Genomic DNA, 24,378 nt, shown 5'->3' with positions numbered 1-24,378 from the left:
TTCCCTTTCTTATTTCCAACAGTCATTATAGCATTCAAACGAATCGGGGAACACTACTTGCTTTTTCATCACAAGAAATTGTATCGTATGTCGAATGCCATACTTCATCCCAATTTCTATATCTTTAAATGTCTTCTCTCTCAATTCGTCCACATTCGGGAAATCACGAGATGGTTCAATCATATCCGCTACATAGATAATTTTCTCAAGTTTCGACATACCTATTCGTCCCGTTGTATGGTACTTTATGGCGTTTAACACATCTTCGTCATGTACACCAAATTCATACTTCGCCACGAGACTTCCTACTGGACCGTGCCACAATTCATGATGATGGTCGAGTAATCGAGGGTCTAATGCGTGACCCTGAATTTGTTCCGCCATCCATTCCAAGTTGGCATATTTACAGACATCGTGTAATAGTCCTGCAAGTTCAGCATTCTTAGGATTCATTCCCGATTGTTCGGCAAGCTTCATCGCTGTATCAGCGACACCAATTGTATGAAGGAAGCGTTTTTCTTTCATACGTGGTCGAATTTTTTTTAAGATTTCATCACGCGTCATCATAGAGACGATTCACCTCACAATAGGTAGCGACGGAATCTGGCATTAAAAACTTCACCGTCTTCCGGTTGGCAAGCCGTTTTCTTAGCTCTGTAGAGGAAACATCGAGCATAGGAATCATGACTTGCTGCACATCATACGACGTGAAGAGCTTGTATCCCGGACGAGGGACTGCCACGAGTGTCACCAGTTTGATAAGTTCATCAATGCGGTACCAGGCTGACAGCTTCTCGACTTGGTCTGCACCAATAATAAAGAATATCTCGCTATTTGGGTAGTTTTCAGATAGTTCGACCATCGTATCATACGTGTAAGAAATACCACCTCTTGATAGTTCAAGTGTCTCGATACGACTTTCTGGTAGTTCTGAAAGAGCGAGCGATAACATCTCGACACGTTGCGTGTCATTCACACGTTGATCTATTTGTTTAAATGGCGATAGCGCATTTGGTAAAAAGACGAGTTCATCGAGCGCAAGTTGCTGCTTCACTTCATTGGCAATGAGTAAATGACCGTAATGCGGTGGATTAAACGTACCTCCTAAAATCCCAATGCGTTGTTTCATTAGGCACGAGGCAGTAAAATCTTTTTGTGGTTTTTTGATTCTTTATATAAGACAATCGTCATTCCAATAAGTTGCACAAGTTCCGCACCTGATTTTGCAGCAAGCTCTTTAGCCACTTCATTTTTGTCGTCTTCACAGTTTTGAAGAATCGATACTTTTAGTAGTTCACGCACTTCGAGTGCTTCCTTGATTTGGGTCACCATTTGATCGTTCACGCCACCTTTTCCGACTTGGAAAATCGGGGACAAATGGTGCGCTTCTGCACGTAAAAATCGCTTTTGTTTACCTGTTAACATAAAAATTCTCCTTTTAAGACGAAAATACCGTCTTTTTACAATAGTCTTGGTCCGGGTAGATCCCTGTCCATAATTCAAATGCGAGGGCACCTTGACCAATAAGCATACTCAGTCCGTTCATGGTGAATGCCCCCTCTTCTCTTGCTTGCCTTAAAAACGCCGTTTCAGGCGGGGAGTAGATAATATCAATCGCCGTCATCGATGGATGCCACCCCTTCAAGTTGACGGGACTTATATCTTCCTCCATTCCAACCGAAGTGGTTTGAATAACGATATCAAATGTGGAAAACATGTCTTCTGCCTGTGAATAGGTGATGGCCGTACCACTAGCCCATTCAGCGAGTTGCACAGCCTTTTCAAGTGTGCGGTTGGCAATGAAGAGTGTTCTGATGTGGCGCTCTTTTAAGGCTGCCACTATCCCTTTTGCTGCTCCACCTGCTCCAATCACCAGCACACGCTTCTCTTCTGATAATCCAGAAATATTCGCGAGAAGACCCCTGCCGTCTGTATTGTGCCCTATAAGTTGACCATCTCGATTCACAACTGTATTGACCGCACCCGCAACTTTTGCGGAAACATCCAGCTCATTGAGAAACGGTATGATTTCTTCTTTGTATGGAACGGTCACATTAAATCCACTACAGCCGAGTAACTTTAAGCTGTCGACTGCCTTTTCTAGCTCTCCCGGTTTCACGAGAATCGGCACATAGCTCGCTTCTATGTTGTATTTTTGAAACCATGCCTCGTGCATACGAGGGGAAATGGAATGGTGAATCGGATGACCGAGGACGGCATACCATTTCTTCATATTAAATTAACGACGGTCGAACCATGACCGCAACTCCCTTTGGAACATGTGCTGCTACAACGGTGCCAGCTGTTTGGCAAGTGATCCATCCCAATCCAGAGAAGACGATGTCCGTCTTTGGTTCTTTAATCGAGAACTCATGACGCACCAGTTCCGGATAAGCTTCAGCAAAATTTTCTCCTGGTGGTGATAGCATTTCTCCCTTGTGCTCCGCATAGAGTGCATCTGCATTGGAAAGTTTTGTACGGTGAATCGATAAGTGGTTGGAAATGTGCGCGGTAAACGCCGAGCGTTCGCCTTGAACAAAGTCAAAACGAGCAAGTCCACCAATAAAGAGTGTCTGCTCTGGATTCAACTGATACACTTTTGGTTTGATTTCATTTTTCGGTAAAATAAACTTTAGTTCAGATGGATCCACATAGTGCGCCATTTGATGATGATTGATAATTCCTGGCGTATCGCAAATATACTTTCCATCTTCAATAGGAATTTGAATCATATCCAGTGTTGTTCCCGGGAACTGAGATGTTGTAATCACTTGTTCTTCACCAGTTGCCTGTTTAATAATCCGATTAATAAATGTTGATTTTCCAACATTCGTCGAACCCACAACGTAGACATTTTGACCGGCACGGAGTTCATCAATACGCTCCATCGCCTCAATCATACCCTGGCCTTTTGCTGCACTGACAAGTAAGATATCAGCTGTCTGTAAGCCCATCGCTTTTGCTTCTCTACGTAGCCAGTTGATTACTTTGTGCTTTTTCACAGACTTCGGTAAAATATCCGATTTATTGGCAATTAATAGCACAGGATTGTTTCCTACGAAACGGTGCAATCCTGGCAACCAGCTTCCATTGATGTCGAAAATATCAACGATTTTCACAATGAGGCCTTGTTGTTTTCCAAGACCATTTAAAATCTTTAAGAAATCATCATCTGTCAGTTCAACAGCCTGGATTTCATTATAGTTTTTTAAGCGGAAACATCTTTGGCACACGACCTCTTCTTTTTCTAAGCTAGAAGGAGGGGCGTAGCCAAGCTTTGTAGGGTCTTCGGTTTGGATTGGCACGCCGCATCCAATACATTTAATTTCTTCCATTACGCTTCATCTCCCCACATGATATGACCTTTTCTTTTTAAGTAACTGAAGATTCGTCGCTCCACCAATCGATTAAAACGAGTAAAGAACCCATCTGATTTGGCGACAGGAATCACTAAAATCGTATGAAGGTGTAATCGGTTACCACCAAGGACATCCGTCAATAGTTGATCTCCAATAACAACGACTTCGTTTGGTTTTAGACCCATTAGATGTAACGCACGACGGAACGCTTGTCGAAACGGTTTACGCGCTTTATAAATAAAAGGAATTTGCATAGGATCGGCAAATGCTTTCACACGCATCTCATTATTATTCGATACAATCGTCACTTGAATGCCAGCTTGCTGCATCTCAGCAAACCACTTCACGAGCTGCGGTGTCGCATCGGGTCGATCCCATTCAACGAGGGTGTTATCTAAATCAGTAATAATCCCTCGAATGCCATTCTCTTTTAATTCCTCTGGTGTAATATGAAAAATCGTTTTCACAAATTGTGACGGTACAAAATTAGTTAGCACATGCGACACTCCACTTCTAAATCATACTCTTTGCTTAGTATAGCATATCGCAAAGTGGCTCTCCTACTTGCACTTTACGTCCTACTTGACAAGTATCTCGCCACTTAATTGCTCCTTTTTCAAACAACAGAACGACGGTCGAACCGAATCCAAAATAACCGACTTCCTGACCTTTCCTCCAGGTATCGTTCGTTACAGTCATTTCAATCGAATTGACAAACATTGCGCCAACTTTAATGACCGCTAGTTTTTTTCCATGTGATTTCACGAGATTGACTACACGATAATTGTCACTGAGCGGTTTTTTTCCATACAGGAGGCCTAGTTGGTTCACTGGATATGATCTTCCCCCTGAAAGATAATGCTCATACACTACCCCATCAACAGGTGAATGAATCCGGTGATAGTCAGCTGGACTTAAGTAAAGGACAACATACTCTCCACCGTAGAAGTCTTCTGCATGATCGGCTCGCGCGAGTAATCGACGAACTGAGTAAGCCTGCCCTTTTACCATAAACTCCCCTTCAGGTGTCAGTTCGCCCATAGATTCCACTTTCGCATCCACTGGACTAATAACCGTTTCAGTTGTTGCTGGTACAAGAACATTTTTTGTTCGGTCGTACTCACGTATAAAAAAGTCATGGAGACTCTTATAGTCTGATTGATTTTTCAGTGCTCCATTCGTATCAATTTGAAATGTTTTTTTATACGAAGAAATCAAGTGACGGCTGATTCGAGACTGAGCAAATTGCTTTAAAGCTCCTGACGTCCACTTCGTATTAGTGAGTTCAATCAATTGTTGATAAACAAACTTTTTCATCCATTTAGTTCCTTTCACTCTATTATTTTCGCTGCATTCCCTTTATACTAGTAGGATAAACTATTGACGTGAGGGGAATCTAGCGTGTTTTTATTAGAATCAGCTGTGGAGCGACTGTCTCGCTTAAAAGCACACGCAGCGAACTTATTAACCATTTTGAATATGGCATTTGGTGGTTCTGCGATTATGGCCACGATGAACGATCAGTTTGCGCTAGCCGTGCTTTTTATTTTCGTCGCCGGATTGCTTGATCGTTTTGATGGTATGACTGCCAGGAAGCTTGGCATAGAGTCGGAGCTTGGTAAACAACTGGATTCTATGAGTGACATCATCTCATTTGGAATTGCGCCTGCACTGCTTATCTATGCGTATGCGACTCATGAACTGGGTACACTCGCCATGGCAGTCACTGTCGTCTATATTGCTTCCGGTGCTTTCCGACTGGCTCGCTTTAATATCACAGAGTCGAACGGATTTTTCACAGGCTTGCCGATTACTGCTGCCGGAGTCGTGTTGACTTTAAGCTATTTTGCCGTTCCATACGTATCTGGCATTTTTTATTTGTTTTTCATGGTCGCCTTATCCCTTATGATGATTTCTACATTTTCACTACGCAAGATTTAGACTGCTCATTTGAGTGGTCTTTTTTTATGCCACGTCATATAGTGCGATAAGGAGGTCCTCTCATTCACTGGTTTACGTTTCTAATCAGTGCGTTTGCCCACTTGCCACTTGCCCTTGGATACATTCGAAGTCAGGCATTTGAACAGCCGCTAGCCCCTGACCGTGAGAAACAACTGTTTGATGAAATGCATCAAGGGGACGAACAAGCACGACATCTATTGATTGAGCATAATATGCGGCTCGTCGCACATATCGCAAAAAAATATACATCTAAACCTGAAGATCTCGAAGAATACATCTCAATTGGCTCCATCGGTTTATTAAAAGCAGTTTCTAGCTATACCCCGGAAAAAAAGACTAAACTCTCCACATATGCTGCGCGGTGTATCGAAAATGAAATTTTGATGCATTTACGAAAAACGAAAAAACAGAAAAATGAAGTCTCCTTATATGAACAAGTTGGCCAAGAAGCAGAGGGTACGACGCTAACACTTGCTGATTTACTTCCAAGTCATGACCTTCCAGCAGATGAACAATTAATGATGAAAGATTTAACCTCACATCTATATAAATGGTTACATGTCCTTGACGAAAGGGAACTTGAAATCATCAAACGGCGATATGGCCTCTATCATTACATGCCTGTTACCCAGATCGCTCTTTCTGAAGAGTTAGGCATTTCAAGAAGCTATGTTTCTCGAATAGAAAAGCGGGCCCTCATCAAATTATTTCAGTTATTAAAAACACGAACAACCCATTGAGCGAAAAAGAAATCCTTTGGCGTCTAGCCAAAGGATTTCTTTTGACTTCATTTGGATATGTGTTCGACAACATGTAGAACGACTTGCGTGGAGTTCTTTGCAGCAATCGGTAAGAACTCATCAAAACTCATCGGTGATTCTTGCCCTGCAATGTCAGAAAGCGCACGTATGACAACAAATGGTGTATCAAACTGATGACATACTTGCGCAACTGCAGCAGCTTCCATCTCGAGTGCAGCCATAGTAGGAAAATGTCCTTTCGTTTCTTCGATTCGTTCCGCTAGGTGCATAAACGAATCTCCTGTCACAATAAGGCCTGTCACTGCATGGTTCCCCGTCACTTCAATGGCTTCTTTCGCACGGTCAATCAGATCTTGATGAGCTGTGAATGCAGCCGGCATTCCAGGTACTTGTCCCATCTCATATCCAAATGCACGTACATCAACATCATGATAACGTACTTCACTAGATACAACAATATCGCCTACTTTAAGTGATGGATCATGTCCACCTGCAGACCCTGTATTGATGACAACATCTGGTCGGTAACGATCAAGTAAAATGGCTGTGGTCATAGCAGCATTTACTTTTCCTATCCCACTTTTCACAAGCACCATGTCATGATTCTTATAGGTTCCAGCTGTAAATTCACTATTTGCAATCGTCTCCGTTTGCGGATTTTCGATTGCTTGACGCAATAGTTCCACTTCTTGTTCCATCGCACCGATGACAGCAATTTTCATGTAATTTCCTCCATTAAGGCAATTGATTCAACACTTCAACTTTTGTCGGTTTCCAGCCTTGACCATCCACCCACTCCAAATACACGCGATACTTTTCCGATTCGTCTTTCGACGTGATCGTTCCAATTGATTTTTGAGGCGAGCCTCCATTACCTAAAAACTTAATATACATATTGTCTTCAGATAAGCCACTTGCATAACTAAGCGCTCTTACTTTTTCAGCCCAATCGACTGAGTTTGGATCGTAACTGGATGTATGAGTTCCAGTTTGTGACGTGCCGATTGGTTGCCATGCTGAATTTGTAAAGGCTTCTTTTACAATTGGATCTGTTGAAGGTTCTGTCACCACTTCTCCACTGGAAGTATCCCCTTCAGCTGTTGACTCTTCATCGTTCGTTGCATTCTCAGTAGTTGTTTCATCTTCAGAAGCACCATCTGTTGAATTCCCATTTTCATCTGCTCCATCAAGCTCGGAAGACGTTAAATCCTCAGACTCTACTTCCTGTTGTCCTTCATCTTCGGTTTGTTCTGTTGATTGTTCTTGTTCCTCTACCAACGACTCCTCTTCGGCTACGTCACGAGTATTGGATAACAAATTGATAAGCGTGATTAGTATAAGTACACCCACAATTCCGATTAACGAATTGATGAGTAAATTAGCTTTCTTTTTCTTTTTCATTTGTTGTCTACGAGACGTTTCGATTGGCATAACCATCTCTCCTTTCGTAACTCATTAATTCTACTAAGAAACCACATGAGAAGCAAACGTTCTCTAGACTCTTATAGAAAAAGACCGTATGGCAGGTTGAAAAGTTGCCATACGGTCGATTACGGATCGATTACGAAATAGAGACAATCTTAACGTCCATCTCGCCACCTGGAGTCAAAATCTTCACGTTCTCACCAATTGTTCGGCCAAGTAGTCCTCTTGCAATCGGTGAATCATTGGAAATAAGACCTTCTAACGGGTCAGCCTCTGCAGAACCGACAATTGTATAAGTTTCTTCTTCACCATCTGGAACTTCGATAAATGTCACTGTTTTTCCAAGTGTGACCATATCATTGTTATCTTCTTCTTCAATTATAACCGCATTGCGGATCATGGATTCAAGTAAAGAAATTCGCCCTTCAACAAACGCCTGGTCCTCTTTTGCAGAATCGTACTCTGAGTTCTCAGATAGATCTCCAAAGTCGCGCGCGATTTTAATTCGCTCTACCACTTCTTTACGTTTCACGTTCTTTAGAACATCTAGTTCATCCTCTAACTTTTGCTTACCTGCAAGCGTCATTGGATATGTTTTTTCATTTGACACTCCCATACACTCCTTTTGTCTTTAAACACTCGTATCATCATATTATACAATTCCATTACTTTCAAGAATAGCCTTAATTTTCGTAACCATTAAATCAATCGCTACTTCGTTTTGGCCACCTTCAGGAATAATCACATCTGCATAACGCTTTGTTGGTTCGATGAACTGGTTGTGCATCGGACGGACCACATTCAAATATTGCTCAACTACCGATTCCACTGTACGTCCGCGTTCATGAATATCACGTAAAATACGTCGAATGATGCGTAGGTCCGCATCTGTATCCACATACAATTTAATATTCATCAAATCACGTAAACGCTCATCTTCCAACACTAAGATACCTTCAAGAATAATAACATCTTTTGGATCGATTTGAATCGTTTCATTTGAACGTGTGTGACGAGCATAATCATACACTGGCTTTTCAATGCCCTGTCGAGTAAGTAATTGATTCACATGGTCAATCAACAAATCATTATCAAACGCTAAGGGATGATCATAGTTAGTTTTTAACCGCTCTTCCATTTCCAAATGATATTGATCTTTATAATAAAAATCTTGTTGAATGACTACGACGGAATGGTCTTTAAACGCTTCATAAATTGCGTTGGTCACACTGGTCTTTCCCGAACCAGATCCCCCTGCAATCCCAATTACTAATGGTCTCTTCACTTCACTAACCTCTTCCGCATCATATTATTTGGGTACAGCTTTTCCGAACACTGGAACCTTATAACTTGTAACGGATGACGAGCTGCCTCTAGTGATTTCCCTTTTTCATCATAAATTTCTGGCACGATGAGTCGAACATTTCCGATTTGTGGACCGAAAAATTCGATTTCATCTCCAGGATGGAAGAAATTCCGCTGTTCAAGTGTCACAGTTTGCGTTTCTTCGTTATAGTCTAACACAAGTCCAGCGAAATCGTGTGTTACTTTCCGACTATGTTCGCCATACATTTGCTGTTCCATTCCAGGTTCCCCTGCGAAGAAGGCTGGAGCCGAAGGGCGGTTGGCACATTTATCAAGTTCCACGAGCCATTCCGGATTCATCACGAAATTGTCTGGATCTTCACAATACGCATCGATGACTTTTCTGTACACCTGCACCACTGTGGCTACGTAATGAATGGATTTCATTCGTCCTTCTACTTTAAGAGAGTCAATGCCCAGTTCAATCATTTGAGGAATGGATTCCACAAGTTTCAAATCCATGGGACTCATTGCAAATGGTGTAACATCTTCTGAAAAAAGTGCCTTTTCTCCGTCCGCAGTTTGTTCAAACAAATTGTAATCCCAGCGACACGACTGACAACATCCCCCTCGGTTCGAATCTCGAGCTGTCATATGATTCGACAATGTACAGCGGCCACTATAGGCGATGCACATCGCACCATGAATAAATGTTTCAATTTCGATATCGACTTTTTCCTTCATCAGAGCAATTTCTTCCGCTGTCGTCTCACGAGCAAGCACTACACGGTGAAGACCTTCATTCTTCCAATACTCGACGGCTTTCCAGTTGGAGAGCGATTGCTGCGTACTTAAATGAAGCTCAAGTTTTGGTGCATGTGTGCGGCATGTCTCAATAATCAAAGGATCTGCAACGATTATTCCTGTGACGCCCGTGGATTCCACTGCCTGAAGATAGTCTACCAGTCCGTCAATATTTTCATTGTGTGCGAAAATATTCGTTGTGACGTAAATCTTCGCTCCAAACCGTTTTGCAAACTCAACACCTTCACGCATCTCTTCAATAGAAAAATTGCCCGCGTTCGAACGGAGACCGTATTCCTGTCCACCAATAAATACAGCATCGGCACCATATTCTACAGCGATTTTTAACTTCTCCAGATTACCGGCAGGTGCCAATAGTTCTGGTTTCTTCACTATGACACGTTTGCCATTATGAATTTCACTACTCCCATTCATATGTACCATCTGGCAGGCCTCCTTAATAAACCGATTCTTTAAAGAAAAATCCAGTGTCGAGTGGGCGGTGCGGTTGCTGCATCGCTTCAATCTCTTTAAACCATTGTTGCTTCATTTCACGGTACTCTTTTGGTGATCGCGCATACGTATCCATCGCCAAACGATAAAGTCGTGTCACGGAGATTGTGTACGCTTCCGACTGCAGATTTCCTTCGATTCGGAATGCATCGACTTCTCCATCGAGTAGTTCATCGAGTTCATCGATCATGCACATATCGTTTGGTGAAAAAATATGCGTCCCGTTCCTATCTTCGTAAATTGGATACCGGTTGTCGCGTTCTTTGTCATAAAGAAGTTTATTCCGTTCACTCTCACGGTTTTCTACAAGCATCGCTTTATCTTGATACAAATAATAATGTCCGAGTAGCGGCCGCTTCGACTGAAACATACAGGTCATGCCGTGAATCTGAATTTCGACTTCGACTTTCGCGTTCTCTTTGATTTCTACCATTTCATCCATGCTCAACTCGCGGGCAAGATACGCACGTGTTGCACCGCGTTCTCCCCAATAGTTCGCTGTGAAGTAATTAGTCGCGGTTTGTTCCGGATTCCAGATGAGGGGCACTTGATTGTCAATCTCACGATGAGTCATGACAACTGCGGGGTCGCCAAAATAAATGCCGTCCACGTTCAAGCGGTTCAGTTCACGCATATAGGGTGCAAGTGCGTCTACACGGTCATTGTGATAAAGGGCATTCATGGCGACATATACTTTTTTATGTTTGACGTGAGCAAACTCCGTTAGGATTGCAATGTCTTCAAGTGAAAACTCCCCTGCCAGGCGTAGTCCAAATTGCTGCTCACCGACGACAATCGCATCTGCCCCTGCTTCTAAAACATCTTTTGCATGTGGAACATGGCATGGTGTTACTACTAATTCTGTCATCGATTTCACCTCTTCTTACTCACAAGTAGCCCGTCTCCAATCGGATAAAACTGGCTATCATATTCGGAATTGTCATGAAGAGCTTCGGCAAACTCATGCAGTTTTCGAACCATCGTCCGCTTCCGACGTGGCACTTCACTCATAGGTAGTTGCGAGAGCCCATTTAAATAAATATTGTCGCTATAAATGACCCCACCAGACTTGACGAGTGGTGCATAGCGATCAAAAAATAATTGGTATTGACCTTTTGCCGCATCAATAAATAGGGCATCATAGGACGCTAGTTTTAACTTTTCTAGCGGAAAATCAAGGGCATCCGCATGGAAGAGTTCGATTTGGTGAGAGTGATCACTCGATTGAATAAATTGTTCGGCCTGTTTATAGCGGTCCTCGTCTCGTTCGATGGTGGAGATAAAGCGGCTTGGGTAACTCGCTGCCATCCGCAGAGCAGAGTATCCTATAGCGGATCCCACTTCCAGAACCGTCTCGGCATTTTGTAAGTGAAGCAAATGAACGAGTGCATCCATTCCATCGGGTCGCATAATCGGCACATGGTGTTCCGTTGCAAAGCGTTCCATATCATGAAAAAAGGCTGTTCGTTGAGAGCTGAACAGCTGCTGAAAATCCGTGGAGGTCATTTTGGTTCCCCTCTTCTTCCCGGAAAAATTGATAGAAAAATATCACATGTTATCATATCATTCCGTTTTTAGGTTGTGCAATAGTTTCCGCAAAGTGTCACGGGTTGCTCACAAAAGCCCTACTACTTCGTTAGTAGCAGGGCATGTGATTTATCTCAAGTATTGTTGAATGTTCGCTAAGTGTTCATCATATGTTTCCGCAAAGTGATTGGTTCCTTCTTTATCAGCTAAAAAATAGAAGTAACTTGACGTGGAAGGATCCATGACAGCTTCAATGGAAGTGCGTCCTGAACCAGCAATCGGTCCTGGTGGAAGACCTTGATTTTTATAGGTATTATACGGGTTGTCAACCTCTAAATCCGAATAAAGTACGCGGTCTTTATGTTCGCCGAGAGCGTAGAGAACCGTCGGATCTGTTTGCAATGGCATACCTGCATCCATTCGGTTATAAAACACACTGGCAATCGTTTTTCTGTCGGTCTTTGCTGTTGCTTCTTCTTCTAGGAGGGAAGCAAACGTCAACAACCAGTGGACGGATTTTTCTTGCTCGTCTAACAGTGCTCGGAATGGCTGGACATTATCGAGAGTTCCTTGCAACATCGTATAGATGATGGACTGGAGAGACGGGTTTTCTTCATAGAATGGATAGGTTGCAGGATATAAATACCCTTCTAATGCATAACGGACGTTTTCTCCTTGAATTTCACTCGTCAACAAATTCGGGAAGTCCGTCATCGCTTGTTGGACAAATTCATCACTTGTCACCAAATTCAAGAAATCTTCCGCTGAATGAGATGTACGAGCTTCTATTACATCTGCTATCTGCTCGAGTGTGAGTCCTTCTGGCACGTTCACCGTAAAGACTGGCTCACGATAGATACGTCCCGTCTTTAAACTTTCGACAAGCTCATCGAGCGTCATCGACTGCGTCAGCGTGTATTCTCCTGCTTGGAAGTCGGATTCATTATTAAATTTTACATAATATTTAAAGATGCGAGCATCTCGAATCACATTATTGTCTTCAAGTGTCTGTGCAATGGAATCCAGTCCCGAACCTATTGGAATCGATACGGCAATTGGATCATCATTAGTATCGTCATACGGTTGTAGCGCGCTCGTTACGTAGTTGTATGCAGAATAGCCACCGATTCCGACGACAAGTAGGACGATTACCACAAGAGCAAATACGATACGACGGACGATTTTGACTTCTTTTTTCTTTTCTTTCATGCGTTCAAACATCACTTGCTTTTTTGTTTCTTTGTCCAATTGGGAATCCCCCTTTATCTTTCGTAAGTATACTAGAACTCCCATTTGCTCGTCTACAATTGTCTCTAGAATGTGCGATTTGAGTTAGATTATAGTGGGCAGAGGGTGAATTTAGTCGTATAGTGTAGAAACGGGAGTGATTGGTGCGCTAATTACCTTCTATGATAAAAGTCACTACCCGATTTCACCAACAAAAAAGCCCAGCACTGTGGCTGGGCTTTCTGGCACTTATTCTTCTGTAATTCCGTATTCGTCTTCTTCTTGCTCATCAAGGAATGCACCAAGTGTTTCCTCAATCATGTCCCACTCTTCTTCTGTTTCAATCGGCATTAATTCGCCGTCAGTCCCATCTTCTGAAGGAACGAAAGAGGATGCATGAATTTCGATTTCTTCATTTTCATCTTCTGCGTCTGCACTTACTGGGTAGTATAGGACGTAGGACTTTCCGAAATCGTCCGATTCAAAAGTAAGTAATACATTACAAAGTTGCTCGTTGCCGTTTTCATCAACGATTGTGATATGTTCTTGTCCGTGTTCCATTTGATTCACCTCATCTATTTTTACTGTCGAGATATCCTTGCAGAATCATCACAGCCGCCATTTTATCAATGACTTGCTTGCGCTTTTTGCGACTGACATCTGCGTCAATCAGCATGCGGTCTGCTGCCATCGTCGTTAATCGTTCGTCCCAATAGACGACTGGCAATCTAAACTGCTGTTTCATTAAATCGCCGAAACGTTCACTGGCTTCTGCACGTGGCCCGATTGTATTGTTCATGTTCTTTGGATACCCGATAACGACTTCACTCACTTGATATTCGGCAATCAATTCACCGAGTCGTTCCATACCGAATTGTCCGTTTTCTTCATGAATCTTAATCGTTTCAATTCCTTGTGCGGTCCAGCCAAGGGCATCGCTGATAGCGACCCCTACGGTCCGTGTTCCGACGTCTAAACCCATTTTGCGCATTAGTTGTCCTCTTTTGTATTTCGGATGTAGAATTTCACAAGCTCTTCGAGAATTTCATCTCTCTCCAATTTACGGATGAGATTGCGGGCGTCTTGGTGGCGCGGAATATAGGCTGGGTCCCCTGAAAGCAAATAACCAACAATCTGATTGACCGCATTGTAGCCCTTTTCTTCGAGAGCATCGTGCACCTGAAGCATCACGTGCTTGACATCCTCTTCCATTGATTCTTCCTGAACGCTGAATTTCATTGTTTTGTCAAACGAATCCATTCTCAACAACACCCTTCCTATCCAACTCATGGAACTGTATATTTAGTATACCCCATGTCGGAAAAAGAAGGAACTTATTTCACCATAGCGCCAACAGATTCAAGTGCTTTTGCGAGTTCGCCTGCGTCTTTTGCACCAGCCATCGCAAAATCAGGACGACCACCGCCTTTTCCACCACACTGTTCTGCAACGAATTTCGCTAGTTCTCCAGCATGTGCACGAGAACCTGCAAGATCTTTTGTGACACCCGCAGCAATCATCACTTTCTCACCTGATACTGCCCCCAACACCACCACACCTGAAGACAGTTTTTGTTTCAAGTCATCCACGAGTTGACGCAGTTGATTATTATCTTTTGCCTCCACTTTCGCTGTTAAAACAGACACGCCATTGACGTCTCGAACGGAAGATAATAAGTCGCCTGCCTGGTTGCTTGAAAGTTTTGCAGAAAGCGATTCGTTTTCTTTTTGAAGAGACTTCATTTCCGTGAGTAATGACTGCACTTTCGTCACAATCTCTTTTGGTTGCGCTTTGATTAATTGAGCAGCCTCTTGAAGACGCGCTTCCTCTTCTTTCATCAATTCATAAGCTGCTTGGCCTGTCACAGCTTCGATTCGGCGAGTCCCTGCTCCAATTCCGCCTTCAGATACAATTTTGAAAATGCCAATTTCTGCTGTCGTAGACACGTGACATCCACCACAAAGCTCAAGAGAATAGTCACCCATCTCGACCACACGCACAATATCGCCATACTTTTCACCAAAGAGTGCCATAGCGCCGCGTTTTTTCGCTTCATCAATGGAATGATAACCTGTCTCGACCGGCGTAGAAGCCCAAATCTTTTCGTTGACGATACGCTCTACTTGCTCAAGCTCTTCTTTCGTAGCTTGCCCAAAATGAGAGAAATCAAACCGTAGGCGATCCGGACCAACATATGAACCAGCTTGGTTGACATGTGTCCCTAAGATGTCTTTCAGCGCTTGATGCAACAAGTGCGTCGCGGAGTGATTTTTAATCGTCTTACCACGTAACTCTGGATCGACTTCAGCTGTAACATCTGCACCTACCGACAGTTCACCTGAAGTGATGATCACTGTATGCAAGTTCTGACCATTCGGCGCTTTTTGAACGTCTTTTACTACACCAGAGAAGCGATCGTTCGAAATCGTACCAACATCCGCAATCTGACCACCACTTTCTGCATAGAAAGGTGTGCGGTCAAGGACCAGTTTCACTTCATCGCCTTCTGTTGCGGAATTTACAATTCCAGCTCCGTGAACAATTGTTGTCACTTTACCGATCGTTTTCAAGTGGTCATAGCCAACGAATTCGCTAGCGTCTTGAATGGAAGCAAACACTTCGGACTGTACTTGCATGGAATCGACATTCTGACGAGCAGCACGTGCACGTGTACGTTGTCCGTCCATTTCTGCTTCAAAGCCAGCTTGATCAATTGTCATTCCGGATTCTTCCGCATACTCTTCTGTCAGTTCCACTGGGAAGCCATAAGTGTCATAAAGAGTAAACACCGTTGTTCCAGGAACAACCGTTGACCCCTGTGACTTTTGTTCTTCAACAGCACGTGAAAGAATCGCTAAGCCATCAGCTAGCGTCTCATGGAAACGCTCCTCTTCCGATTTAATAACACGCATGATGAATGCTTCTTTTTGCTTTACTTCCGGATAGAACACTTCCATTAATTCCCCAACGATTGGCACAAGGTCCACAAGGAAAGGCTTTTCAATGCCGAGTTGTTTCGCGAACCGAACGGCGCGGCGCAGTAAGCGACGTAATACATACCCACGACCTTCATTTGATGGGAGAGCTCCATCACCAATCGCGAACGCAACCGTACGAATATGGTCTGCGATGACCTTAAATGCCACGTCTTGTTCAGCCGAATCACCATATGCCTTGCCACTAATATCTTCTGTCTTGCGAATAATTGGTAAGAATAGGTCCGTATCAAAGTTCGTCGGCACGTCTTGCACAACCGATGTGATACGCTCAAGTCCCATTCCCGTATCAATATTTTGTTTTGGAAGCGGCGTGTAGGTATGATCTGGATTATGGTTGAACTGAGAGAACACTAAGTTCCAAATTTCTAAATAGCGCTCGTTTTCTCCACCCGGATACAATTCCGGATCGGATAGATCGTTTCCATATTTCTCACCACGATCATAGAAAATCTCAGAGTTCGGGCCACTTGGACCTTCCCCAATATCCCAGAAGTTTCCTTCTAAACGAATGATACGTTCTTCTGGTACACCTACTTCGTCACGCCAAATAGCATACGCTTCTTCATCTTCAGGGTGAACGGTCACAGAGAGAAGTTCTGGATCAAAGCCCATCCACTTCTTGTCTGTTAAGAATTCCCATGCATAGTGAATCGCTTCTTGTTTGAAGTAATCGCCAATCGAGAAGTTCCCGAGCATTTCAAAGAATGTATGGTGACGTGCAGTCTTTCCGACATTCTCGATATCGTTTGTGCGAATTGACTTTTGCGCGTTCGTGATCCGTGGATTTTCTGGAATCACGCGACCATCAAAATATTTCTTTAGTGTTGCGACTCCACTGTTGATCCACAGTAGAGACGGATCATTGATCGGGACAAGCGGTGCACTTGGCTCGACACGGTGCCCTTTTTCAATAAAGAATTCCAAATACAGTCTGCGGATATCGTTTCCGGATAGGTGTTTCATGAAAATTCCTCCTTAAATTGAAATAATGACAAATAAAAAAGCCTTCATCCCCAAAGGGACGAAAGCTCTGCATTCGCGGTACCACCCTAAGTTGCAAAACATGGTTTTGCATCTCAATTTGCCTTAACGCGGCGTGGACGGCAGGTTTTAGTCTGCACTCGGAAGCAGCTTTCAAGGACACACTTCCGAAAGCTCTTCCAGCCTAGGAGCTTCTTTCTGAACGGGTTTTGCCTCTACTTATTTCGTCATCGTATTGTCTATTCTGTCATCCATCATACCGAAATACAGTTTCATCTGTCAATCTCCACCGTCATAAAATCTTGCGGAGAGACCCCTTCCATCCCAACCAGCGGATGAATGCGGTCAATGGTTTCAGGGGACAAGACCAGCTCGAGTTCTTCACCCTCTACTTCCTCTAGTGGGACCGCATCTGGGGATAACCGTTCAATTAGGGTTGTAAAACGAAGATTGTCATCGTTTCGTTCAATGCCAATCTGGAAAGCTTGCGGATCTCCACATAAAATCAAATAATTCTTCGCTCGTGTGATCGCTGTGTACAATAAATTCCGACGAAGCATCTTCATATACCCTCGAGTGACCGGTAAAATGACCATCGAGAACTCACTACCTTGCGATTTATGCACGGAACAACAGTACGCTAAAGTCAGCTGAGGAAGTTCAGATTTCTCGTACGTCACTTCAATTCCATCGAAGGATACAATCATCAGCTCTTTTTTCTCCACGTTCTCAGACGCTTTGAAAATGCTGATGACTTCTCCCATGTCCCCGTTGAAGACATTCGATTCCGGCTGGTTCACAAGTTGCAACACTTTGTCACCGATCCGGTAAACGGTGTCTCCAAAGACCATTTCCTTGCGAGACCCGTCTGGATTGGGATTGACCATTTCTTGAATCATTTTATTCAGCGCATCAATCCCAGCAGGTCCCCGGTACATCGGGGCAAGGACTTGCAAATCTCGGATGGTAAAGCCTTTGGCCATGGCACTCGAAACCACTTGTTCAATGACTTTTGGAATTTGATTCGCAGAAGCGGGAATAAACGAACGATCTTTCGTTTTCTTCAACAAGTCATCCGTTGTTTTTCCGCCCTTCATCGCATGGGCAAGCTCGATAATGGACGACCCATCTGCTTGTCTATATATATCCTGCAGTTCCACGACCGGAAGTCGTCCACTTGTAAGGAGGTCTTTTAGTACTTGGCCAGGTCCTACTGGTGGCAACTGGTCTTGGTCTCCAACAAGTACGAGTTGAGAGTCTTCAGGAACGGCTTTTAATAACTGATGCGCGAGCCAGCAGTCAAGCATCGATGTCTCATCAATAATAATGAGATTTGCTTCTACTGGACGTCCTTCAGCATCCTCATCGTCTTGGCCTGTGAATCCGAGAAGTCGGTGAATCGTCATAGCAGGTAATCCTGTTGATTCGCTTAACCGTTTTGCAGCTCGACCGGTCGGCGCAGCAAGTGCAATCGGGAATGGCTTCCCTTCTTTTGACCACTCTTTTGGATCAAGTGAAAGTCCATTTAGTTCCGCATAAAGTTCGACAATAGCTCGCACTACCGTTGTCTTCCCCGTCCCTGGCCCTCCCGTTAAAATTGAAATTTGATGATTCAGAGCCATCTCTATCGCTTTTCGTTGCGTAGGCGCATAGGTCACGCCGAAATCTTCTTCGACTGCTGAGAGCGAGGTTTCAATATCTTTTTTCTTGAACCCTTTAAACTTCGATTGAAGTAATCGTTCGGTCTTCGTGGCAATACCTACTTCGGAGAAATAGAGAGATGGCATATAGATTCGGTTCTGCTCTACAACAATCTTGCTCTCTTCACCAAGCTCAATGACAGCTTGAGCTAGCGCATCATAATGGATTTCGACTAGCTGTGACTTCTCTAGAAGCATCTTCACATCTTCCAGTAAACGTTCGGTTGGCATAAAGATATGCCCTTCTGATAGAGATGCCTGATTGAGTAAGTACAATATACCTGCTTTTAATCGGTCGCTATGTACCCCTTCGATCCCTAGTTGCAACCCCAGTTCGTCTGCCCGGCCAAAACCGACGCCTTCCACATCTTCAATCAATCGATAGGGATTATCGTGAAGTTTTTGGAGTGTCTCCTCGCGGTAGATCTGGTAGATTTTCATAGACAGTTGAGGGCCGAATCCCCATTCGTTTAGCTGCACCATAATGCGCTCCATCCCGTGATTTTCTTGAAGCCCTTTAATAATGACTTCTTTTTTCTCACGAGCTAGTCGTGGCACTTTATCTAAACTGCCTGGATCATCTAGGATGAGTTGCAAGGCATTCTCACCTAGTTTCTTCACAATGGTTTGTGCGGTTTTTGGACCAATCCCCGGAAATAAGTCGGACGATAAATAGTGTACGACGCCTTTCACGGAATCCGGCTTTTCACGAACAAACGTATCGACTGTAAATTGTTGACCATAGCGGGGATGATTTTTTAACTGGCCATAAAATGTATAACTTTCATCAGATGAAAGCTTCGGAAAATAACCGACCACAATTCCCTCTTTATCGGTATAGGTCGTATTAGTCGACTTGATTTTCACTTTTAGTATCGAGTACAGATTATCTTCATTATGAAAAATGGAGACAATCGGACGGCCCGAAATAAACAATTTGTCTTCATTTCGTTCAGTCATCCAATCGCCTCCAGATTTAATTGCGTAACTTAATCATGTCTGCCATATATTTTGCCTGATCATAGCCAGGTTCGATTTCAAGAGCACGCTCAAAATGAGCAAGTGCAGGAGCTGCATCTTCTTCCGTAAGTGCGAGAAGGACTCCCATATTATAGTGCGCATCCGCATTTTCCTCAGTGCGATTAAGGAGTTGTTCGAACAGAGGTTTTGCTTCTGCAAACAACTCTTGAGACGCGAGAAGGATGCCAAAGTGTAAAGCGATTTCATCATCCTCCGGTGAAAGTTCAGCGGCACGCTGCGCATAAGGAAGCGCAAGTTTCAATTGATCCGTCATTTGAAGGGATTTAGACAGCATATAATGACCATCTGCCCCTTCTAGGTTGTAACGAATCGCCTTTTCATAAAGTTTCGCTGCTTCTTCGAATCGCTCAGCATTGTAATACAAATTCGCAAGACCGTAATAGGCAGTCGCTGCTTCCTCGTTCACTGTGATCGCTTTTTGGAAGAAGCGCTCTGCCCGCTCCGTGTCTCCAAGAATCGCAAGCAGATTCCCGAAATTAATATAGCCGACTTCGTCCGAAGGATTCTCTTCGATCGCTTTTGTAAATGCTTGTGCTGCGTCTTCATAGTCGCCAGCATGCATCGCATGAATTCCTTGTTCATTCCAGTTCATTGTTTTCACTACCCTACATAGTCTAATCGTTTTTCATCTTTAAATACATGGTCAATCGTTCCGCCACCTAGACATTCATCATCTTGATAAAAGACAACTGCTTGTCCTGGCGTGATTGAACGAACAGGTTCATCAAAGATGACCTCTGCACGATTGTTTTCAAGCAGCTTTACTGTCACGCCTGTATCTTGTTGACGGTAACGGAATTTTGCGGTGCAGCGGAATTCCTGCGGCTTTTCTTCCGGAGTGGTAAAAGATATGTGCTCAGCAATAAGGCTAGTCGAGTACAAGGCTTCATTTTGCGCGCTTTGACCTACATAGAGCACATTACGCTTCAAGTCTTTCCCGACGACAAACCACGGATCTCCCGCGCCACCTATGCCTAGACCATGACGTTGACCGATTGTGTAGTACATCAATCCATCATGTTTACCGACGATTTTTCCGTCCATCGTTTCCATAGTACCAGGTTGAGCAGGAAGGAAACCGCTTAAGAAGGTCTTAAAGTCACGTTCCCCAATGAAACAAATTCCCGTTGAATCTTTTTTCGTAGCCGTAGCAAGACCTTGTTCCAGGGCAATCTCACGAACACGCTTCTTTTCAAGTTCTCCGATTGGGAACAGCACATGTTTCAACTGTTCTTGTGTCAATTGGTTCAAGAAATAGGTTTGATCCTTGTTGGTATCGACACCACGAAGCATACGAACTGAACCATCTCGTTCTTCGACACGCGCATAGTGGCCTGTTGCCAAATAGTCCGCGCCAAGTGCTAACGCATGTTCAAGAAATGCTTTAAATTTAATTTCTTTGTTACACATGACGTCTGGATTCGGTGTTCTTCCAGCTTTGTATTCATCTAGGAAGTACGTAAATACTTTATCCCAGTATTGTTTCTCAAAGTTAACTGCATAGTAGGGAATGCCGATTTGGTTACATACTTTAATAACATCATCATAGTCTTCTGTCGCTGTACATACCCCGTTTTCATCGGTGTCGTCCCAGTTCTTCATAAAGATTCCAATGACATCGTATCCTTGTTCTTTTAATAAATAGGCGGCGACAGAGGAATCGACTCCACCGGACATGCCGATCACGACGCGTTTGCCTTTAGTTTCTGTCATTTCAATCACTTCCATATCGATGCTGGTTTATTTATAGCACCAGCAATTTTTTCTACAGCTAGAGTTAGCTGTTCTTTCGTTGTTCCAAAGCCAAAACTAAAACGAACAGACGAGCGTAGTTGCTCTGCGTCCTCACCAAACATCGCTACAAGGACATGAGAGGGATCTACGGAGCCCGCCGTACATGCAGAGCCACTGGATGCATCAATTCCTGCAAGGTCGAGCTGGATAAGGAACGTCTCTATATCCGTTCCCGGGAAAAAGATATTCGTAATATGCGGAAGCTCTTTTCCTACCGTCACATTTTTTGTGTAGGATACACCATGTTTTGTGAGTTCCTCTAGAAAATGCTGTTTGAGACTCTCAAGTGCGAGTTGTGATTTTAACAACTCATTCGATTTTAGTTCTATCGCTTTTGCAAATCCTGCAGCAAGTGGTAAAGCTTCCGTACCTGCTCGACGCTTACGTTCTTGTTGACCACCGTGAGCGAGTGGGCGAAGTTTCGTTCCTGCTTTTTGAAACAAGAAACCGACACCTTTAGGCCCGTTGATTTTATGCGCACTAGTACTTAGTAAATCGACACCAAGTTCTTTTACATCGATTTCAAGTGTACCGTACGCTTGGACAGCATCTGTATGGAACAGAGCTTGATGGTCTTTCACGAGAGCCGCAAGCTCTTTAATCGGTTGAACCGTACCGACTTCATTGTTTCCGTACATAATGGTCACTAGAATCGTGTCATCGCGAAGAGCTTTCTCAAGTGATTCTACTTCCACAAAGCCATTCTTCGTCACAGGTAAATAGGTGATTTCAAAACCTTGCTTTTCCAGATATTCGCATGCATGTAATACAGCATGATGTTCAATAGCAGACGTAATAATATGCTTCCCTCTCTCCTGAGAGGCATATACCGCACCTAAAATGGCCAAGTTATCCGCTTCCGTTCCCCCACTCGTGAGGATGATTTCATTTGAATGCGCACCAATGGAGTGCGCGAGAATTTCACGGGCACGGTCCAGTTCCTTTCGCGCTGCTCGACCGGTCTCGTGAATACTCGACGCATTCCCGAAGTGATGAGTATACATCTCAGTAAGCACGGAAACCACTTCCGGGTGAACTGGAGAAGTGGCTGCGTGATCTAAATAAATTCGGTTCATGGGATCTCTCCTATATATAAAACATGTACGCATCCGACGTAAAAGGATCGTCGGAATGGTCTGCTAAATCTTGAATGGTTGTCGTGTCTAATACATTTTTTACTGCGTCTCGTATACGAATCCATAATTCACGCTGGGCAGGAGCTTCGTCTTCGATGCCTTCCACTGGCTGAATCGGCCCTTCGAGTACGCGGATGACATCTCCCGCAGTAATGTCATGGGAAGGCTTAGCGAGTTTGTAGCCACCATAGGCACCTCGCACACTTTTCACAAGTCCTGTATTGCGAAGTGGCGAAACGATTTGTTCTAAGTACGCTTCTGACAAATCATTATCTGCAGCAATCTGTCGTAATGAAAGTGGCTTTTCGCCTTCGTTTTTCGCAAGTTCAATCATTATTGTAAGACCATAGCGGCCTTTTGTAGAGATTTTCATCTCGTTCACACCGTCCGTTCGTTCATCAAACTACTTGTCCATTTTCCATTTTTCAGTATAGCATATCCGATGAATGTTTTTCGATGAAATGGACCTGAGAGTAAGGTATACTTCTCATTAAGTACAAATGTTCGTTTTTAGGAGGAATGACCATGCCAACTGGGCAACCACTCGCATACCGAATGCGCCCTCGTACCTTAGATGAAGTTGCAGGCCAACAGGAGGTCATCGGAAAAGACACCGCACTGTATCAGATGATTCGAAATGGACATGTCCCTTCCATGCTTCTTTACGGAGAACCCGGAATTGGAAAGACCTCTCTTGCCTACGCAATTGCAGGTACAAGCGACCTTCCCTTTATAGCACTGAATGCAACGACTTCCGGGAAGAAAGATATTGAAGACGTGGTAAAAGAATCACGGATGACCGGAAAAGTGCTGCTCTTTCTAGATGAGATCCACCGGTTCAATAAGCTCCAACAAGATACACTTCTTCCTCATATTGAAAATGGTTCTGTAGTCTTGATTGGAGCGACTACAGAAAACCCGTACCACGATGTTAACCCCGCCATCCGATCACGTTGTGGGGAAATTAAACAGTTAAAGCGGTTAACGAAAGAAGATATGCTCACACTTCTTCATCGTGCCTTAGATGATGAGGAGCGCGGACTTGGGAAACAGTCGATTGAAATTACAGCCGAACAGCTTGACCAGATTGCTGTGGCTTCAAACGGCGATGCACGCAAAGCCTTGACGCTCCTCGAATCGATTGTCGAGGCATCGGATGAAGAAAATGGCAGCGTAGTTGTGGAGGACTCCCTCGTCTCCCAACTTGTGTCTCGCGTTGGTGTATTCGGCGACAAAAAAGGGTCACATTTTTATAATTTGCTCTCTGCATTGCAAAAGTCAATTCGCGGAAGTGATACAGATGCCGCACTTTACTATACAGCGCACTTACTGGAAAGTGGCGATTTAGTCGCTTTATCTCGTCGACTCCTGGTCATCGCTTATGAAGACATTGGCCTTGCGAATCCCGCTGTCGGTCCGCAAGTTCTTGCAGCGATTCAGTCTGCAGAACGTCTGGGTCTTCCAGAAGCGCGCATCCCACTTGCCAATGCAGTTGTGTTAATGTGCCTGTCTGAAAAGTCGAACTCTGCCTATCAGGCCCTCGATGCGGCGATTGCTGCCATTCATGCCGGGAAAACAGGCGACATTCCGATGCATTTACGAGATGCACATTACGGAGGTGCAAAGGATCTCGGGCACGTGGGCTATCAATACCCTCATGATACCAAAGTGGGCTCATTTGGCGGTTGGGTAGACCAAACGTATTTGCCTGATAAGTTGGTGGGGACGCACTACTATTCCCCCATTGACGCCGGCGAAGAAAAACGCCTGGCATCGATTTATCGGAAGCTCGAGAGCTTCAAAAAGAAATAAGAACACGGTCGACTCCTGCGGGTTTTGCAAGA

At 44.0% G+C, this 24,378-nt stretch carries 27 protein-coding genes; 3 read left to right on the top strand and 24 right to left on the bottom strand.

The window, feature by feature from the left end; translation table 11 throughout:
• Positions 1–9: 9 nt before the first annotated feature.
• Genes yqeK through ACFO0S_RS13525 form a run of 7 tightly spaced genes read right to left on the bottom strand, consistent with a single transcriptional unit; the run spans position 10 to position 4,676 of the window.
• Entirely contained in the window at positions 10–564 is a 555-nt protein-coding gene (gene yqeK / locus ACFO0S_RS13555; protein WP_378142796.1) for a bis(5'-nucleosyl)-tetraphosphatase (symmetrical) YqeK, read from the bottom strand.
• Positions 554–1,129: a nicotinate-nucleotide adenylyltransferase gene (locus ACFO0S_RS13550; RefSeq protein ID WP_378142632.1), complete on the bottom strand. Its 576-nt coding sequence runs from the start codon at positions 1,127–1,129 to the stop codon at positions 554–556. Before ACFO0S_RS13550 ends, yqeK begins: the two co-directional genes overlap by 11 nt.
• A complete protein-coding gene (yhbY, locus tag ACFO0S_RS13545) occupies positions 1,129–1,425 on the bottom strand; it encodes a ribosome assembly RNA-binding protein YhbY (RefSeq protein ID WP_378142631.1) in 297 nt (98 codons plus the stop codon). The genes ACFO0S_RS13550 and yhbY overlap by 1 nt, the downstream gene beginning before the upstream one ends.
• A gap of 13 nt (positions 1,426–1,438) precedes the next feature.
• Positions 1,439–2,233: a shikimate dehydrogenase gene (aroE, locus tag ACFO0S_RS13540; protein WP_378142630.1), complete on the bottom strand. Its 795-nt coding sequence runs from the start codon at positions 2,231–2,233 to the stop codon at positions 1,439–1,441.
• Position 2,234: 1 nt separating this feature from the next.
• A complete protein-coding gene (yqeH, locus tag ACFO0S_RS13535) occupies positions 2,235–3,335 on the bottom strand; it encodes a ribosome biogenesis GTPase YqeH (protein WP_378142629.1) in 1,101 nt (366 codons plus the stop codon).
• A complete protein-coding gene (locus ACFO0S_RS13530) occupies positions 3,335–3,856 on the bottom strand; it encodes a YqeG family HAD IIIA-type phosphatase (RefSeq protein WP_378142628.1) in 522 nt (173 codons plus the stop codon). The genes yqeH and ACFO0S_RS13530 overlap by 1 nt, the downstream gene beginning before the upstream one ends.
• Before the next feature lie 34 nt (positions 3,857–3,890).
• Positions 3,891–4,676 carry a phosphatidylserine decarboxylase gene (locus ACFO0S_RS13525; RefSeq protein ID WP_378142627.1) on the bottom strand — a complete coding sequence of 262 codons (786 nt, stop codon included), beginning with the start codon at positions 4,674–4,676 and terminating at the stop codon, positions 3,891–3,893.
• An 84-nt stretch (positions 4,677–4,760) separates the two neighbouring features.
• On the opposite strand from ACFO0S_RS13525, the gene pssA reads away from it, so the two are divergent.
• Positions 4,761–5,300 carry a CDP-diacylglycerol--serine O-phosphatidyltransferase gene (pssA, locus tag ACFO0S_RS13520; protein WP_378142626.1) on the top strand — a complete coding sequence of 180 codons (540 nt, stop codon included), beginning with the start codon at positions 4,761–4,763 and terminating at the stop codon, positions 5,298–5,300.
• Positions 5,301–5,362: 62 nt separating this feature from the next.
• Positions 5,363–6,061 carry an RNA polymerase sporulation sigma factor SigK gene (gene sigK / locus ACFO0S_RS13515; protein ID WP_378142795.1) on the top strand — a complete coding sequence of 233 codons (699 nt, stop codon included), beginning with the start codon at positions 5,363–5,365 and terminating at the stop codon, positions 6,059–6,061.
• Between the two features lie 47 nt (positions 6,062–6,108).
• On the opposite strand, the gene mtnN is transcribed toward sigK, so the two are convergent.
• The 17 genes from mtnN to cymR form a co-directional block, all read right to left on the bottom strand.
• Positions 6,109–6,804 (bottom strand): 5'-methylthioadenosine/S-adenosylhomocysteine nucleosidase, encoded by a 696-nt coding sequence (gene mtnN / locus ACFO0S_RS13510; protein WP_378142625.1) that lies wholly within the window; start codon positions 6,802–6,804, stop codon positions 6,109–6,111.
• Positions 6,805–6,817: 13 nt separating this feature from the next.
• Entirely contained in the window at positions 6,818–7,513 is a 696-nt protein-coding gene (locus tag ACFO0S_RS13505) for a YrrS family protein (RefSeq protein ID WP_378142624.1), read from the bottom strand.
• Between the two features lie 130 nt (positions 7,514–7,643).
• Entirely contained in the window at positions 7,644–8,117 is a 474-nt protein-coding gene (greA, locus tag ACFO0S_RS13500) for a transcription elongation factor GreA (protein WP_378142623.1), read from the bottom strand.
• 42 nt (positions 8,118–8,159) lie between these two features.
• On the bottom strand, positions 8,160–8,792 hold the full coding sequence (gene udk, locus ACFO0S_RS13495) for a uridine kinase (RefSeq protein WP_378142622.1): 633 nt from the start codon (positions 8,790–8,792) through the stop codon (positions 8,160–8,162).
• Positions 8,789–10,060 carry a peptidase U32 family protein gene (locus ACFO0S_RS13490; protein WP_378142621.1) on the bottom strand — a complete coding sequence of 424 codons (1,272 nt, stop codon included), beginning with the start codon at positions 10,058–10,060 and terminating at the stop codon, positions 8,789–8,791. The genes udk and ACFO0S_RS13490 overlap by 4 nt, the downstream gene beginning before the upstream one ends.
• Positions 10,061–10,073: 13 nt before the next feature.
• Entirely contained in the window at positions 10,074–10,997 is a 924-nt protein-coding gene (locus ACFO0S_RS13485) for a peptidase U32 family protein (protein ID WP_378142620.1), read from the bottom strand.
• Between the two features lie 5 nt (positions 10,998–11,002).
• Positions 11,003–11,635 carry an O-methyltransferase gene (locus tag ACFO0S_RS13480; RefSeq protein WP_378142619.1) on the bottom strand — a complete coding sequence of 211 codons (633 nt, stop codon included), beginning with the start codon at positions 11,633–11,635 and terminating at the stop codon, positions 11,003–11,005.
• 150 nt (positions 11,636–11,785) lie between these two features.
• Complete coding sequence (gene mltG / locus ACFO0S_RS13475; protein ID WP_378142618.1) at positions 11,786–12,904, bottom strand: endolytic transglycosylase MltG; 1,119 nt, start codon at positions 12,902–12,904, stop codon at positions 11,786–11,788.
• A 228-nt stretch (positions 12,905–13,132) separates the two neighbouring features.
• Complete coding sequence (locus ACFO0S_RS13470) at positions 13,133–13,444, bottom strand: DUF1292 domain-containing protein (protein ID WP_378142617.1); 312 nt, start codon at positions 13,442–13,444, stop codon at positions 13,133–13,135.
• A 10-nt stretch (positions 13,445–13,454) separates the two neighbouring features.
• Positions 13,455–13,874 carry a Holliday junction resolvase RuvX gene (ruvX, locus tag ACFO0S_RS13465; RefSeq protein ID WP_378142616.1) on the bottom strand — a complete coding sequence of 140 codons (420 nt, stop codon included), beginning with the start codon at positions 13,872–13,874 and terminating at the stop codon, positions 13,455–13,457.
• Complete coding sequence (locus tag ACFO0S_RS13460; RefSeq protein WP_378142615.1) at positions 13,874–14,143, bottom strand: IreB family regulatory phosphoprotein; 270 nt, start codon at positions 14,141–14,143, stop codon at positions 13,874–13,876. The genes ruvX and ACFO0S_RS13460 overlap by 1 nt, the downstream gene beginning before the upstream one ends.
• Positions 14,144–14,217: 74 nt before the next feature.
• Complete coding sequence (gene alaS / locus ACFO0S_RS13455) at positions 14,218–16,845, bottom strand: alanine--tRNA ligase (protein ID WP_378142614.1); 2,628 nt, start codon at positions 16,843–16,845, stop codon at positions 14,218–14,220.
• A gap of 290 nt (positions 16,846–17,135) precedes the next feature.
• Positions 17,136–19,523 (bottom strand): SF1B family DNA helicase RecD2, encoded by a 2,388-nt coding sequence (gene recD2 / locus ACFO0S_RS13450; protein WP_378142613.1) that lies wholly within the window; start codon positions 19,521–19,523, stop codon positions 17,136–17,138.
• Positions 19,524–19,539: 16 nt separating this feature from the next.
• On the bottom strand, positions 19,540–20,196 hold the full coding sequence (locus tag ACFO0S_RS13445) for a tetratricopeptide repeat protein (protein WP_378142612.1): 657 nt from the start codon (positions 20,194–20,196) through the stop codon (positions 19,540–19,542).
• A gap of 8 nt (positions 20,197–20,204) precedes the next feature.
• The gene (gene mnmA, locus ACFO0S_RS13440) at positions 20,205–21,317 is read right to left on the bottom strand and encodes a tRNA 2-thiouridine(34) synthase MnmA (protein ID WP_378142611.1); all 1,113 of its coding nucleotides are present in this window, start codon (positions 21,315–21,317) and stop codon (positions 20,205–20,207) included.
• Between the two features lie 5 nt (positions 21,318–21,322).
• Positions 21,323–22,474: a cysteine desulfurase family protein gene (locus ACFO0S_RS13435; RefSeq protein ID WP_378142610.1), complete on the bottom strand. Its 1,152-nt coding sequence runs from the start codon at positions 22,472–22,474 to the stop codon at positions 21,323–21,325.
• A gap of 10 nt (positions 22,475–22,484) precedes the next feature.
• The gene (cymR, locus tag ACFO0S_RS13430; RefSeq protein WP_378142609.1) at positions 22,485–22,907 is read right to left on the bottom strand and encodes a cysteine metabolism transcriptional regulator CymR; all 423 of its coding nucleotides are present in this window, start codon (positions 22,905–22,907) and stop codon (positions 22,485–22,487) included.
• 152 nt (positions 22,908–23,059) lie between these two features.
• On the opposite strand from cymR, the gene ACFO0S_RS13425 reads away from it, so the two are divergent.
• The gene (locus ACFO0S_RS13425; protein ID WP_378142608.1) at positions 23,060–24,346 is read left to right on the top strand and encodes a replication-associated recombination protein A; all 1,287 of its coding nucleotides are present in this window, start codon (positions 23,060–23,062) and stop codon (positions 24,344–24,346) included.
• Positions 24,347–24,378 lie beyond the last annotated feature (32 nt).

The organism is Chryseomicrobium palamuruense (assembly GCF_042649045.1).
Taxonomy (GTDB): domain Bacteria; phylum Bacillota; class Bacilli; order Bacillales_A; family Planococcaceae; genus Chryseomicrobium; species Chryseomicrobium palamuruense.
Note: the sequence above shows the minus strand (reverse complement) of the source record. Positions and strands in the feature narration are given on the sequence as shown.

Coding starts and splice junctions, on each gene's coding strand:
- recD2 (WP_378142613.1), bottom strand. CDS start 19,523: ATGACTGAACGAAATGAAGACAAATTGTTTATTTCGGGCCGTCCGATT.
- ACFO0S_RS13550 (WP_378142632.1), bottom strand. CDS start 1,129: ATGAAACAACGCATTGGGATTTTAGGAGGTACGTTTAATCCACCGCAT.
- ACFO0S_RS13445 (WP_378142612.1), bottom strand. CDS start 20,196: ATGAACTGGAATGAACAAGGAATTCATGCGATGCATGCTGGCGACTAT.
- yqeH (WP_378142629.1), bottom strand. CDS start 3,335: ATGGAAGAAATTAAATGTATTGGATGCGGCGTGCCAATCCAAACCGAA.
- ACFO0S_RS13425 (WP_378142608.1), top strand. CDS start 23,060: ATGCCAACTGGGCAACCACTCGCATACCGAATGCGCCCTCGTACCTTA.
- ACFO0S_RS13505 (WP_378142624.1), bottom strand. CDS start 7,513: ATGCCAATCGAAACGTCTCGTAGACAACAAATGAAAAAGAAAAAGAAA.
- ruvX (WP_378142616.1), bottom strand. CDS start 13,874: ATGCGCAAAATGGGTTTAGACGTCGGAACACGGACCGTAGGGGTCGCT.
- ACFO0S_RS13460 (WP_378142615.1), bottom strand. CDS start 14,143: ATGGATTCGTTTGACAAAACAATGAAATTCAGCGTTCAGGAAGAATCA.
- ACFO0S_RS13435 (WP_378142610.1), bottom strand. CDS start 22,474: ATGAACCGAATTTATTTAGATCACGCAGCCACTTCTCCAGTTCACCCG.
- alaS (WP_378142614.1), bottom strand. CDS start 16,845: ATGAAACACCTATCCGGAAACGATATCCGCAGACTGTATTTGGAATTC.
- ACFO0S_RS13485 (WP_378142620.1), bottom strand. CDS start 10,997: ATGACAGAATTAGTAGTAACACCATGCCATGTTCCACATGCAAAAGAT.
- ACFO0S_RS13480 (WP_378142619.1), bottom strand. CDS start 11,635: ATGACCTCCACGGATTTTCAGCAGCTGTTCAGCTCTCAACGAACAGCC.
- ACFO0S_RS13490 (WP_378142621.1), bottom strand. CDS start 10,060: ATGGTACATATGAATGGGAGTAGTGAAATTCATAATGGCAAACGTGTC.
- cymR (WP_378142609.1), bottom strand. CDS start 22,907: ATGAAAATCTCTACAAAAGGCCGCTATGGTCTTACAATAATGATTGAA.
- ACFO0S_RS13525 (WP_378142627.1), bottom strand. CDS start 4,676: ATGAAAAAGTTTGTTTATCAACAATTGATTGAACTCACTAATACGAAG.
- yhbY (WP_378142631.1), bottom strand. CDS start 1,425: ATGTTAACAGGTAAACAAAAGCGATTTTTACGTGCAGAAGCGCACCAT.
- yqeK (WP_378142796.1), bottom strand. CDS start 564: ATGACGCGTGATGAAATCTTAAAAAAAATTCGACCACGTATGAAAGAA.
- aroE (WP_378142630.1), bottom strand. CDS start 2,233: ATGAAGAAATGGTATGCCGTCCTCGGTCATCCGATTCACCATTCCATT.
- ACFO0S_RS13470 (WP_378142617.1), bottom strand. CDS start 13,444: ATGGAACACGGACAAGAACATATCACAATCGTTGATGAAAACGGCAAC.
- mtnN (WP_378142625.1), bottom strand. CDS start 6,804: ATGAAAATTGCTGTCATCGGTGCGATGGAACAAGAAGTGGAACTATTG.
- mnmA (WP_378142611.1), bottom strand. CDS start 21,317: ATGACAGAAACTAAAGGCAAACGCGTCGTGATCGGCATGTCCGGTGGA.